The sequence below is a fragment of the Moritella sp. PE36 genome, assembly GCF_000170855.1.
Taxonomy (GTDB): Bacteria; Pseudomonadota; Gammaproteobacteria; order Enterobacterales; family Moritellaceae; genus Moritella.
In genome coordinates this window covers 41,178-55,001 of the sequence record NZ_ABCQ01000027.1, presented here as the reverse complement: position 1 = coordinate 55,001, position 13,824 = coordinate 41,178, and the positions used below count along the sequence as shown (strand labels likewise).

At 43.1% G+C, this 13,824-nt stretch carries 12 protein-coding genes; 3 read left to right on the top strand and 9 right to left on the bottom strand.

Annotation, left to right across the window (positions count from 1 at the left end; genetic code table 11):
- A partial coding sequence (tkt, locus tag PE36_RS14760; protein WP_006032844.1) for a transketolase occupies window positions 1-1,834 on the top strand: 1,834 nt, incomplete at its 5' end.
- 197 nt (window positions 1,835-2,031) lie between these two features.
- Here the strand turns inward: tkt and panD are convergent.
- The 9 genes from panD to PE36_RS14715 all read right to left on the bottom strand — a co-directional run bounded on the left by panD (window position 2,032) and on the right by PE36_RS14715 (window position 10,125).
- Window positions 2,032-2,412, bottom strand: coding sequence for an aspartate 1-decarboxylase (gene panD / locus PE36_RS14755; RefSeq protein ID WP_006032843.1), 381 nt, complete (start codon window positions 2,410-2,412; stop codon window positions 2,032-2,034).
- Window positions 2,413-2,608: 196 nt separating this feature from the next.
- Complete coding sequence (panC, locus tag PE36_RS14750) at window positions 2,609-3,460, bottom strand: pantoate--beta-alanine ligase (RefSeq protein WP_006032842.1); 852 nt, start codon at window positions 3,458-3,460, stop codon at window positions 2,609-2,611.
- A gap of 33 nt (window positions 3,461-3,493) precedes the next feature.
- Window positions 3,494-4,288 carry a 3-methyl-2-oxobutanoate hydroxymethyltransferase gene (gene panB / locus PE36_RS14745; RefSeq protein ID WP_006032841.1) on the bottom strand — a complete coding sequence of 265 codons (795 nt, stop codon included), beginning with the start codon at window positions 4,286-4,288 and terminating at the stop codon, window positions 3,494-3,496.
- A gap of 18 nt (window positions 4,289-4,306) precedes the next feature.
- Window positions 4,307-4,846, bottom strand: a complete 540-nt coding sequence (folK, locus tag PE36_RS14740) for a 2-amino-4-hydroxy-6-hydroxymethyldihydropteridine diphosphokinase (protein ID WP_006032840.1) — start codon at window positions 4,844-4,846, stop codon at window positions 4,307-4,309.
- On the bottom strand, window positions 4,839-6,305 hold the full coding sequence (gene pcnB / locus PE36_RS14735; RefSeq protein ID WP_006032839.1) for a polynucleotide adenylyltransferase PcnB: 1,467 nt from the start codon (window positions 6,303-6,305) through the stop codon (window positions 4,839-4,841). The genes folK and pcnB overlap by 8 nt, the downstream gene beginning before the upstream one ends.
- A gap of 181 nt (window positions 6,306-6,486) precedes the next feature.
- Window positions 6,487-7,365 (bottom strand): tRNA glutamyl-Q(34) synthetase GluQRS, encoded by an 879-nt coding sequence (gene gluQRS / locus PE36_RS14730; protein ID WP_006032838.1) that lies wholly within the window; start codon window positions 7,363-7,365, stop codon window positions 6,487-6,489.
- An 83-nt stretch (window positions 7,366-7,448) separates the two neighbouring features.
- Window positions 7,449-7,892, bottom strand: coding sequence for an RNA polymerase-binding protein DksA (gene dksA / locus PE36_RS14725; protein ID WP_006032837.1), 444 nt, complete (start codon window positions 7,890-7,892; stop codon window positions 7,449-7,451).
- 154 nt (window positions 7,893-8,046) lie between these two features.
- Window positions 8,047-8,754: a DNA/RNA nuclease SfsA gene (sfsA, locus tag PE36_RS14720; protein ID WP_043994574.1), complete on the bottom strand. Its 708-nt coding sequence runs from the start codon at window positions 8,752-8,754 to the stop codon at window positions 8,047-8,049.
- A 111-nt stretch (window positions 8,755-8,865) separates the two neighbouring features.
- Window positions 8,866-10,125 carry a hypothetical protein gene (locus PE36_RS14715; RefSeq protein WP_006032835.1) on the bottom strand — a complete coding sequence of 420 codons (1,260 nt, stop codon included), beginning with the start codon at window positions 10,123-10,125 and terminating at the stop codon, window positions 8,866-8,868.
- Between the two features lie 113 nt (window positions 10,126-10,238).
- Here PE36_RS14715 and hrpB point away from each other — a divergent pair, with 113 nt between their 5' ends.
- Window positions 10,239-12,749, top strand: a complete 2,511-nt coding sequence (gene hrpB / locus PE36_RS14710; protein ID WP_006032834.1) for an ATP-dependent helicase HrpB — start codon at window positions 10,239-10,241, stop codon at window positions 12,747-12,749.
- 75 nt (window positions 12,750-12,824) lie between these two features.
- Entirely contained in the window at window positions 12,825-13,775 is a 951-nt protein-coding gene (rlmF, locus tag PE36_RS14705) for a 23S rRNA (adenine(1618)-N(6))-methyltransferase RlmF (protein WP_006032833.1), read from the top strand.
- The last annotated feature ends 49 nt before the right edge of the window (window positions 13,776-13,824 follow it).

Here is a 13,824-nt window from a genome sequence, read left to right as displayed (position 1 = left end):
CTGGGTTGATCGTGACCGCTTTATTCTGTCAAACGGTCATGGTTCAATGCTTATTTACTCACTGCTACACCTAACAGGTTACGCACTACCAATTGAAGAATTGAAGAACTTCCGTCAATTGCATTCAAAAACACCTGGTCACCCAGAGTATGGTTATGCACCTGGTATTGAAACTACGACTGGTCCATTAGGCCAAGGTATCACTAATGCTATAGGCATGGCGATTGCTGAAAAAACATTAGCAGCACAGTTCAATAAACCAGAACATGAAGTTGTTGATCATTTCACTTACTCTTTCTTAGGCGATGGCTGTCTAATGGAAGGTATCTCTCACGAAGCATGTTCACTTGCTGGCACATTAGGCTTAGGTAAACTAGTTGCATTCTGGGATGACAACGGCATTTCAATTGATGGCGAAGTTGATGGTTGGTTCACTGACGACACAGTAAAACGTTTTGAAGCTTACGGCTGGCATGTAATCTCTGTAGATGGTCATAACCCTGCAGAAATCCAAGCGGCAATCGACGCATCTAAAGCTGAAACATCACGTCCAAGTCTTATCTGTTGTAAAACAGTGATCGGTTTTGGTTCACCAAATAAAGAAGGTACGCATGGCTGTCATGGTGCTCCTCTGGGTGAAGCTGAAATCATAGCAACACGTGAAAAACTTGGTTGGAAACACGCTGCATTTGAAATTCCTGCAGATATCTATGCTGAGTGGGATGCCAATGAAGCTGGCGCACAAGCGGAAGCTGCATGGAATGAAAAATTTGCGGCTTATCAAGCGGCATATCCTGAACTAGCTGCAGAATACCTACGTCGTACTTCAGGTGAACTACCTGCAGATTGGGAAACAAAAACAACTGATTACATCAAACAGTTACAAGTTGATTCTGCAAAAATAGCGACACGTAAAGCATCACAAAACTGTATCGAAGAGTTTGGTGCAATGTTACCAGAACTACTCGGTGGCTCAGCTGATTTAGCACCATCTAACTTAACTATGTGGTCTGGTACTAAAGCAATTACTGCTGATGACGCATCTGGTAACTACTTACATTACGGTGTACGTGAGTTTGCTATGACGGCAATCATCAATGGTATGTCTTTACACGGTGGTTTAACGCCTTACGGTGCGACATTCCTGATGTTCATGGAATATGCGCGTAATGCAATGCGTATGGCTGCATTAATGAAAATTCAGAACATCCAAGTTTATACACATGACTCAATCGGTCTAGGTGAAGATGGTCCAACTCACCAGCCAGTAGAGCAAGTTGCAAGTCTACGTCTAACACCAAACATGAGCGCATGGCGTCCATGTGATTCTGTTGAATCTGCGGTAGCATGGAAATATGCAATCGAACGTAAAGACGGTCCAACGGCTCTAATCTTCAGTCGCCAAGGTCTAGCACCTATGCCGCGTACTGATGCACAGTTAGCTAACGTTGCTAAAGGTGGTTACACGCTAGTTGATTGTGATGGCAAACCAGAACTTATCCTTATTTCTACCGGTTCTGAAGTTGAACTTTGTACGAAAGCAGCGGCAGAACTAACAGCGAAAGGCCGTAAGGTTCGTGTTGTATCTATGCCTGCTACAGACGTATTTGACAAGCAAGACGCTGCATACCGTGAATCTGTTCTACCGTCTGACGTTGTTAAACGTGTTGCGGTTGAAGCGGGTATCGCTGACTTCTGGCACAAATACACTGGCTTTAACGGTAAGATCATCGGCATGACAACATTCGGCGAATCAGCACCTGCTGACCAACTGTTTGAAATGTTCGGTTTCACTGTTGCAAACGTTGTTGCAACGGCTGAATCAATTCTGTAATAAGTAAAGGCTGTGTGTCGAGATATTGGCACTCAGACTTAAGTTATTAGGGTGATGACAAAAGAGCGCTTAGGTGCTCTTTTTTATTACCTGTGATTTATTTACAGCAATAGAATTCAATACATCATCGGCTAGATTTCAGGCACAAAAAAACCAGCATAACGCTGGTTTTTCATTATTCCGTATCGGTTTGCTAACTAGGCAACCTGTACTGGAATATCGTTACTTGTACGAACGATGTCATTAACTTGATTAAGATAAACAAGCGAAGGTTTGTGTTGTTTCGCTTCTTCATTGTCCATACGTACGTAAGCACAGATAATGATACGATCGCCGACTGCTGCTTTACGCGCTGCAGCGCCGTTCACTGAAATGATTTTTGAACCGCGTTCGCCAGCGATAGCATAAGTTGAAAAGCGCTCACCATTATCAATGTTATAGATATCGATTGCTTCATACTCTAGGATCCCTGACGCATCAAGCATATCTTGATCGATTGCGCATGAACCTTCATAGTTTAATTCTGCATGTGTTACACGCGCTTGGTGTAATTTACCTTTTAGCATTGTGGTTTGCATTGTTCTAAAACCCATTCCATTAATAGTTTATGAATATACCCAAGTTGCTGATTGTTCATCTTAGAGTCGCTTGGGGATATATATATACCGCACAAAATATGTACCGGCGTCCATAGTAGCGTATTTGTTTAATTAGCGCAATTGTACTATTTGCTCAGGTAAATCGTCCTAGTTATCAGTACTATTGCGTTTATGATTAACTTAATTTAATCACTTTATTATCGATTAAACGTGCTTTCCCTAAAAATGCAGCCATTAAAACAACGGCTGTTGTACTGTTTTTAGTTATAAGCGCTAAAGTATCGGCATCGACAATATCAATTGCGTCGGTATTAAAACCTGCGGCATTGAGTTGTGCTGTGGCTTGCGTGACTAATGCTTTATTTGCTTGTTCATCAAGAGTAACTTGATCAGCAATGGTCTGCATTACATCGGCTAATAGTGGCGCAACAGTACGTTCTTCAGCTGTTAACAGACCATTACGAGAGCTCATTGCTAGGCCTGATTTTTCACGTACAGTCGGCACGCCAACAATTTGAATTGGCATTGCTAGGTCGTCAACCATGTGACGAATTAACGCTAATTGTTGAAAATCTTTTTCACCAAACAAAGCCACGTCAGGTTGCACTAAGTTAAATAACTTGGCCACGATCGTCGATACACCGTTAAAGTGACCCGGGCGATGCGCGCCTTCTAGCACCTCTGAAATACCTGGTACTTGAATGAACGTTTGTGATGCTAGACCGTGTGGATAAATCAGTTCTGGTGCTGGGGTAAAGACTAAATCGGTATCAACACTTTGTAATGCACGGCAATCTGAGTCTAAGGTACGCGGGTAAGCGGCTAAATCAGCAGCTTGGTTAAACTGCATCGGATTAACAAAGATACTGACGACCACACGATCTGCGTATTTTTGCGCTTCTTTAACCAGGGTCAAATGACCATCATGTAAATTACCCATGGTCGGCACAAATGCGGTAGATAGACCAAGACGACGCCAAGCGATCACTTGCTCTCTAAGCACATCAATATTTGCAATAATATCCATATATGAATTACCTAATAAAATGGGGCGGGTATGTTATGAAAACATGTGCTCATCGGCAGGGAACGTCTGTGCGGCAACTTCATCGATATAAGCGCTAATTGCTTTGCGCATATCACCGGTTTCGGCTAAGAAATTCTTTGAGAATTTAGGTACAAAACCTTTTGAAATACCGAATGCATCATGCATCACTAAGATTTGACCATCAGTATCACGACCAGCGCCAATACCAATCACTGGGATCGTTAAGGCTTCAGTGATGCGTTTTGCCAGTGGTGCAGGGATACATTCTACAACTAACAGTTGGATACCCGCGGCCTGTAATGACAGCGCATGCTCGACCATTTCATCGGCTTTATCTTGTGCGCGGCCTTGTATTTTAAACCCGCCAAAGACGTGTACAGACTGCGGTGTTAAACCAAGGTGGCCACATACTGGAATGCCACGTTCAGTTAATGCTGCAACACTTTCTACTAACCATTCGCCACCTTCAACTTTTATCATATTGGCACCGGCTTGCATCAGGGTGGCCGCATTGGTTAACGTCTGCTCTTTAGTGGCATAACTCATGAATGGCATATCAGCGATAACCAGTGAATTTGTCGCCCCTGCACGCACACAGCGGGTATGATAAGCAATATCTGTTACTGTGACAGGTAACGTATCATTATGGCCTTGTAATACCATGCCCATCGAGTCGCCGACTAATAATACAGGCATGCCGACTTCATCAAATAATGCCGCAAAACTCGCGTCATACGCGGTAATACTGGCAAATTTTTGTCCTGCTTCTTTCATCTTAAGCAGTTTAGATACGGTAACCTTGCTCATTGGAAATCCTTCTTCACATTACTCTGTGTTTTGATAAATAGCTAAGTCATTACGAGGACAGTCCTCAAGTAATGCTGACAATGCTTGACCACAAGGTAACTGCAATTGTGGTGCTATTTCTGCTAATGGATAAAGTACAAACTCACGCTCTTTCATGCCGTAATGTGGCACGGTTAAGCGTGGTGTACTCATTATTTCATTACCGACCAGTAAGATATCTAAATCGAGGGTTCTTGCTCCCCAATGTTCTTTACGTACACGGCCTTGTTCATTTTCAATCTGCTGTAACGCATCAAGTAATTCAATTGGCGCTAAACGGGTATCGATACAGGCAACTGCATTTATATAATCAGGTTGCTCTTGTGGTCCCATCGGCTTACTTGCATACAGGGATGAAACGCAAATAAAACGGCATGCCGTTAATGTCTCTAGCGCTGTGATTGCTGCTTTGGCTTGCGCTACTGGATCGGCAAGATTACTGCCGATCGCGATATAACAACGGGTATAACCTTGTTCGTTAATATCATGTTCTTTTAGAGATAACATACTATTAAGCATCACTTTCGTTCGCTGGCTTTTTCTTTTTAGCGCGGCGTGGACGTGTTTTTTTACCCGCTGGTGCATTCAATTCTTTAATTAAATTCTGACGGCCAGTGGCATTCGCAGTTTGGTAATCGCGCCACCATTGCGTTACTTCGACTAAGTCACCACCTTGGATTTCTGCGCGCATTTCTAAAAAGTCAAAACCGGCACGGAATTTTAAGTGTTCGAAGGCTTTTTCTGCGCGTTTACCTTGGCGACGTGGTAAGCGGCCTTGTAAATGCCAGATATCACGGATTGTTGAAGTAAAGCGACGTGGAATTGCAATGCTCTTAGTTTGTGAGTCTAGCGCGTCATTCATTGCTAATAACAAGGCATCACTGTAGTTAAGACCGCTGTCAATCACGCGTTCTTCAGCGAGCGCTTCTAGTGGATACCATAACATTGCGGCATATAAATAAGCTGGTGTCACACGCTTACCGGCATTAATACGGCTATCGGTATTTTCGAGTGCAATTTCGATGAATTTATCACAGTTACTTGAACCGTCTTCATTTTGATACTTGCTAACCAGTGGGAATAATGGCTGGAATAAACCATGCTCTTTCATCAGTTTGTATGTCGCTAAACCGTGACCATTTAAGAATAGTTTTAATGTTTCTTCAAATAAGCGGGCGGCAGGAATACTTTGTAGTAAGTTGGCTAGCTGTTTGATTGGTGCTTTTGCTTCGGGGCTTATTTGCATATCTAATTTAGCGGAGAAACGAACAGCACGTAACATACGTACTGGATCTTCACGGTAACGTGTTTCTGGATCGCCAATTAAACGTAGTTGTTTACTTTGTAAATCGGCAAGGCCGCCAGCAAAGTCATAAACAGCACGGTCTGCAATGTTGTAGTAAAGTGCATTAACGGTAAAGTCACGACGTTCAGCATCTTCACTGATGTTGCCGTAGACATTATCACGTAACAACATGCCACCATCAGACTGCTTTGATGTTTGTTGATTTTGTTCTTGTTCTTCAACGTGATGACCACGGAAGGTGGCAACTTCGATCATGTCACGGCCAAATAGGATGTGAGCAAGACGGAAACGGCGGCCAACTAATCGACAGTTGTGGAATAATTTTTTGATTTGCTCTGGTTCAGCATTGGTCGCAATATCAAAATCTTTTGGCTCTTGACCAATAAAGATATCACGTACACCACCACCAACAAGATAAGCCTGATAGCCTGATTTATGTAAACGGTAGAGTACTTTTAGGGCGTTTTCACTAATTAGATTATGGTTGACCGGGTGTTGACCCTTTTCCAATTTCAGTTCATTTAATCCTAAATTCTGTGCATTTTGTGGCACAACTGACGCAGGTACTGCAACCGAAGTTTTAGTCGAACGGGTCTCGCTTGGTGCGTTTTTACTCGCGGCATCACGATCTTTGCGTGTCTTTGACGCTGTCTCAGAAGTAGTCTCTTGCACATCTGGTGCTTGATCTATCTGCTTTCTGCTCAGTATATTTTTACAGAATCTAGTGATTTGAGTGAAAATGGTACACCTCGAATTAATATTAAAATAGGTTGAATTATTTATGCCGCCATATAATAGCGCTGAGTTGATAAAATGACAAAGATTGTCGACGAAATTTAGTATTAATCTTGCCTTATTGGCCTAATACGATTGATTTCTGTCTGGGTAGGTTTTTGACGGACCAATGTTCTGTTCCCCATTCTACTAGCTGAGGGATAGAGAGATCTTGAAGTTCGCTACCAGCTGGTAAGGCTAAAAATCTAAACGCATCAATTAATCCCATCTTAGCCTGACTTATATCTAAACCGGGGGCGTGATTCTGTTTACTTAATTTTGAGCCATCGGCATTGCAGGCCAAAGGTAAATGCAAATATGACGGTGCGGGCTGTGAAAATTGAGTAAACAAATATAATTGTCGACCAGTCGGTTCAATGAGGTCTGCGCCTCTCACAACTTGGGTAATACCTTGGTAAATATCATCAACCACGACGGCAAGATTATAAGCAAACAGGCCATCTTTACGATGAATGATAAAGTCTTCTGCTGCCAGTTCTTTATTAATATCAATTTTACCGTGCTGTTCGTCGATAAAATAATTAACCGGTGCTGTTGTCGTTACCCGCAACGAGGCATTGTCAGCGCTAAGTTGCTTATACTTACATTGGCCTTGATAAAAATCACCCTGAGCGTGGATCTGCTTACGCGTACAATTGCAGAAATAGGTTAGATGTTGCTGGCTGAGTTGAGCAATGGCTTCTTGATAAGCGGCGCTGCGTTGGCTTTGATAGATAACCTCACGATCCCAGTGTAAGCCAAAGGCTTCGAGAGTGGTTAAAATATTGGCTGCCGCACCGGCGACTTCGCGTGGAGGGTCAAGATCTTCAATACGCACTAACCAAGTACCTTGGTTGGCTTTTGCTTGTAAGTAGCTGCCAACAGCAGCAATCAGGGAGCCAAAATGTAATGGTCCTGAAGGTGAGGGCGCAAAGCGTCCTACATAGCTATTGGACATAAATACGGTTCTTAAAATAAAAAGGGCTACAAATAGAAAGAGGGCTAATAAGCCCTCAATAAAATAATGTCAGTAGAAACTGATTAGCCAACCATTTGCTTTTCTTTAATTTCAGAAAGCGTTTTACAGTCAATGCATTGTTCTGCAGTCGGTCGTGCTTCTAGACGGCGGATACCGATTTCGATACCGCATGTGTTGCAAAAACCGAATTCATCATTTTCAATAAATTGAAGTGTTTTTTCGATTTTCTTGATCAGTTTTCTTTCACGATCACGAGCGCGAAGTTCTAAGCTAAATTCTTCTTCCTGGGCTGCACGATCCACTGGATCTGGGAAGTTTGACGCTTCATCCTTCATATGAACCACTGTGCGATCAACTTCTTCACGTAGTTCATTACGCCAAGCACTTAAAATCTTTTTGAAGTGATTGCGTTGCTTCTCGCCCATGTATTCTTCACCAGGTTGTAATTGGTAAGCTTCTACACCTGCGATGGCTAAAACACCGAGTAATTTTTTCGCTTCAGGCATGCTATCTCTCCTAGTCCGCATTACGCCACAATATTACTGAGCACTGCTAAGCAATATTTATGGGCGGTATAAATACCAGAAACACACAAACTGCGCAAACTAAACTGGCAAATTGTTCAATTACACCCTCTTTCGAGTTAGTTTCGGTGTGACTTTAGTCACAGTTGAATGAAATTTGTTCTACCAGTGAAATATTGTCTGTTTCTATTGTACTCGCGTATGCGAATACTTCAACTCCTTGGTTAATGGCCTGCTTAACAAGATCACTATAGTCTCTATCTAAGTGTTTCGCAGGTTTTAGGGTCTTAATTCCGGTATGCTGAACGACAAATAATAATACTGCTCGGTGTCCGCTTTTCTTTACAGCCATCAGTTCTCTAAGATGCTTTTGCCCCCGAACACTGACAGTATCAGGAAAATAACCACAGTCATTTTCTAATAAACTGGCACTCTTCACTTCGATATAACATTTACCGAGTTTTGGATCATCGAGCAAAATATCGATCCGACTATTCTCATTGCCGTACTTTACTTCGGTGGTGAGATGTTCATAACCAGTGAGTTGTGCTATCGCCGCTGATGCAATGGCTTCTTTAGCCAGTTGATTGGCCCTCATGGTATTAATACAGATCATATCGCCATTGGCTTTTTCGGTGAGTTCCCAAGAGCGTGAATATTTCCGCTTGGGGTTATCCGATGTTGAGTACCAAATGGTATCACCAGGATCGCCACAGCCGGTCATTGCACCGGTATTGGCACAATGAATTGTTACTTCTTCACCATTCTCAAGAATGACATCGGTTAAAAATCGTTTGTAGCGTTTTATTAACGTTGCGGGCTGTAATGGACTCGGATACTGCATAATAATGCTCAATAATAGAAAACCAGCGTAGAGCATAATAATTTTTTGCAGATAAAGCTATACGCAAGCATGATGTTAAAACACCCTAACGAGGTTTGTGGTGGTAGGTAATTAATTGAATTGAGACAGATCCCGTCGCCATTGTTTATCTTCTTCAACATCCGCTTTTTGCCATATTTGTTTTACGTTAACGCTAAGCTGACCATCAATCTCATTGGCATTAAGGGTGAACGTGAGTGGGTTGGCGATATTGGGTTGCGACAAAATCTGTTGGTCGTTAAATACTTGCTCGACGATACATACTGAGGTTTTATCTTGGCTGTCGGCATCCCGCGCGAGTGGGTTATTACAATTATTCATTATATCGCCGCCGTTCGGGTAGAGTACGCCTAACCTTTGATGTTGACTGCCTATAGAGACGTCAAAGTAAATTTTTTGGCTGGCGAGGTAATGGTAGATATTAGCTGAAAGTACTGACGGGGCGCGTTCTTTATCGTTATAAAAACGCGATAATTTTAAGTAGGTAGAACTGCCCCCTGGTGCGGTCACATCGGCAGAACGGGTATATTTATGTAATATCTGCATATGATGTAACGGTAGCTTCCAACCCACTTGCACTTGCACTTTGACATTACCATTACTGAGTTCTTCAACCGCGGTAATACGGGTTTGTACTTTGGTATTGAGGATGGGTTCGATGACTTCGGTATCAATGCTGTCCCGTACTTTTAATAACTGCGCGAGGTTGAATTTCGGGCTACGGCCATGCGCTGAAAACAACCGTTTCACATCATCCAGTACCGACGTCAGTTGCATGACTTCATGATCTTGTTGGCGGATTAATCGGGCGCTTTGCTGAGTGGTGATCTGTTGTTCGGCAATGGCTAATTTTATCTCGCCTAAATTTTTTAAATGGTTATCGAATTCGTTATCCAGGGTGATCAGACTTTTTTCTATGCTGAAATTGTTACGTAATATCGCCATACTCCTGCCAATGTAATGCTCATCAAATGTTGCCCGTATTTGCTGCACCACAAATACCTGACCTTTATAGACGTCCTTATCTTTGACTATCTGTGGTTTGTTTTGCGGGGTGATATTAATGTAAGCGGCTTGAATAATCGGCACATAGTGTTTGTAGTTGGTGAGATCAACGGGTTTGTTCATTAACTTATAATTACGCACATCAAAACTGGCTTTGATACGGGCTTTTTCTTGCATAATTTGTTTGGCGCTGGCAATGCTTTCACCATTAGTGAGTTGGTGGGTAATGGTGTAGGTTTTTGACCAAAATCCCACGTGAGCAATAGCACTACCGTTATAACTGAGTATCACTAACAAAGGTAAAACAATAGACAGAGATAAGCGCATAGTAAGTTCCTTTTGCTATTCCTTATAAATAATAGACTTAAATTTAATGATTGGTGTTTTTAGGGTAAAATCATCCTATTACTGATTAATTCATTCTATTTTGAGAGGCCTTTGTGGCAGCGTTACCGATCACTTCCGTATTACCAAGTCTATTTACGGCCTTAAAATCATCGAATCAAGTTATTCTGCAAGCGCCTCCGGGTGCAGGTAAATCAACGTTATTACCGTTAAAACTACTGCAAGAGAAGATCTTCAGTGGCCGCATTCTGATGTTGGAACCGCGCCGTCTTGCCGCGCGGAATATTGCCACGTTTATGGCGTCGCAGTTACAACAAAAGGTCGGGGAGGACGTGGGTTATCGTATGCGTGGAGATACCAAAGTATCGAAATCAACACGATTGGAAGTGGTAACGGAAGGGATCTTAACGCGGATGATCCAGCAAGATCCGGAACTAAGCGATTATGATTTGATTATCTTTGATGAGTTTCATGAACGTTCATTGAATGCGGATATCGGCTTGGCGTTTGCGTTGGAAGTGCAGCAAGGTCTACGCGATGATTTAAAATTATTAGTAATGTCAGCAACACTCGACAGCGAAGCGTTACAGAAAATGTTGCCTGATGCGAAACTGTTGACAGCTGAAGGACGCTGTTTTCCTGTTTCTTATAGTTATCATCCGATGAATTTACAGCGCAGTACGATCAAGCAAGCGTTGCCCGGAGCAATAGTCGCAACGGTTAAATTAGCGCTGCAACAGCAGGGCGGTAATATTCTGGTATTTTTGCCTGGGGTGAGTGAAATTAAACGTTGTCAGCAACAGTTGCAGGAATTGGTGAATACGCATCTACAAGTGCTGCCTTTATATGGGCAACTGACTCAGCAACAGCAACAGGCGGCAATTAATCCTATTGCTAAAGGGCTGCGCAAGATTGTATTGGCGACGAATATAGCCGAAACCTCATTAACCATTGAAGGCATTTCGGTGGTGATTGATTCTGGTCTTGAGCGCAAAGTCAGCTTCTCGCCACGTTCTGGTGTCAGCCGCTTACAAACAAAGCGTATTAGCCAAGCATCGGCAACACAGAGAGCCGGACGAGCAGGGCGATTACAAATCGGGCATTGTTATCGTTTATGGCGCGAAGAAGATCACAGCCGCTTAGAGCCACAAATAGAACCAGAAATTCTCGCCGCGGATTTAACTTCAACTTGTTTGGAGCTAAAGGTGTGGGGCGTTAATAGCTTTGCTGAATTGGCGTTATTGGATCAACCTTCAGTGGCGAATGTTGATTATGCCGAAGGCTTGTTAACTGATTTAGGGGCGTTAGAGTCAGGGAATTGCAGTAAGCATGGCCAAGCATTGGCTGCATTTGGTATGTCCCCACGGTTAGCGCATATGTTATTAACGGCGCAAGCATGGGAAGATGAATTGCCGGGTATTAGTTGGTTAGCCTGTCGATTAATCGCATTGCTTGAAGGTAGTGAACGCTTACCGCTTGATTTGGATTTTGCATTGCAACAAATGGCATCGGGTCAATTTAATCAAGCCAAACGTCAAGCACAGCAATGGGCGCAGCGCTTTAGCTTCGTCAAAACCAGCAGCCACCACAGAGACACTAACGCCTATACCGGGTTGTTATTAGCGTTAGCGTATCCAGACCGCATCGCCCAACGTCGAGACAATACTGGACGGGGGCAAGCTGGCCACGGCCAAGATGTGTTGTATATGTTAAGCAATGGACTCGGGGTTAAATTGATGAACGACGCCAGTTTAACCAGTGCCGAGTTATTGGTTGTTGCTGATTTATCCTTAACAGAACAAGGCGCTGATGCCATGGTGTATAACGCTTGTGCCCTCGATCTCGTGGAATTACAAATTTGGTTACCGCAACTGTTTAGCCAGCAGGCATTTGTACAATGGGATTTAAAAGCGCAGAAGTTAATTGCTCAGCAACGTCAATGTTTAGGCAAGTTAGTATTATCACGTAAAGTATTAACCGATATCACGCCAGCGCAAAAGCAAACTGCTGTACTGGCCGGTATTCGCAAAGCGGGTTTGTCGGTATTGCCGTGGAATGAGCAAAATAAAGCCTTACTCACACGTTTACGTTGCGCGCATAAATGGCTACCTGAATTGGGCTTTGTTGATTACTGTGACGCTGCCTTGATTGACGATTTAGAAAATTGGCTATTACCCTACTTAACGGGGGTAACAGGGCCTGCACAGATGAAAAAAATCCCGTTAACAGAGGCATTATCATCCCGTTTAGCGTGGTCGCTACAGCAACGTTTGGATAAGGAATTACCGACTCATTTCACCGTGCCAACTGGATCGAAAATTAAATTACGTTATAACGATAACAGCGCGCCGAGTTTACCTGTACGTATTCAAGAGATGTTTGGTCAAGCCAATAAACCCGCCGTTGCCAATGGACGCGTGCCGATTGTGATTGAACTATTGTCACCTGCTCAACGTCCGCTACAGATAACCCAAGATTTACTGGGTTTTTGGAATGGCAGTTATGCCGAGGTTAAAAAAGAAATGAAAGGGCGATATCCGAAGCATTATTGGCCAGATAATCCACTTGAGGCGATGCCGACTCGACGGGTTAAAAAACATATGTAGGAAAGCAGCCATAATTAATCGTAATCTGCTATTATCCCGCAGAGTTCGTTCCAGACAAATAAAAGAAGATTTATCATGACTAAAAAAATCGCTACATTGCATCCCCGTAATCCACATCAGGGACGTTATGATTTAACTGCCTTAGTTAAAACATACCCAGCGTTAAAAGCGTTCATAACGCAAAACCCTAGTGGAGAAGAAACGGTCGATTTTAGTGATGATAAAGCCGTCATTTGCTTGAACAGTGCATTATTAGCCCATTTTTACCAAGTACCAAATTGGCAGATTCCGACCGGTTATTTATGTCCACCAATCCCAGGACGTGCTGATTACATTCATTATATTGCCGACTTGCTGGCTGAAATGAATAATGGCGAAGTACCAACCGGTAAGCGTGTTAAAGCGTTAGACATTGGTACAGGCGCCAACTGTATTTACCCTATTCTTGGTCATCGCAGCTATGGCTGGGGTTTTGTAGCTACCGATGTTGATACGGTTGCTGCAAAAACCGCCAACGTGATCGTACAAGCGAACCCAGGTTTAAACAAAGCGATTAAGATTGTATTAAAGAAAACGCCAGGCAGTACCTTTAAAGGTGTGATTAAATATAACGACAAATACGCAGTGACGATTTGTAATCCTCCGTTCCATGCATCGATGGCGGATGCGGCAGCAGGCACTGAGCGTAAGATTAAAAATCTGCACAAAGGTAAAGCAGCGCCAACCGACACCACTAAGTTGAACTTCGGTGGTCAGCATTCTGAACTTTGGTGTGAAGGTGGCGAACTACGCTTTGTCAAAGACATGGCGAAAGAAAGTAAAGATTTCACTGCGCAAGTATGTTGGTTCACTAGTCTTATCTCAAAGGGTGAGCATATTGAAGAGCTGGAACAGTATTTACAAGGACTTGGCGTAAAACAAATCCGTGTGATCCCGATGTCGCAAGGTCAGAAAGTCAGTCGTATATTAGCGTGGAGCTTTATGGATACTGACGAGCAACAACAGTGGGCTGCCGATAATTGGTAAACTGAGTATGGGGGTAATTATTCTCTCGTAGAGCACGACAGATTAAGCT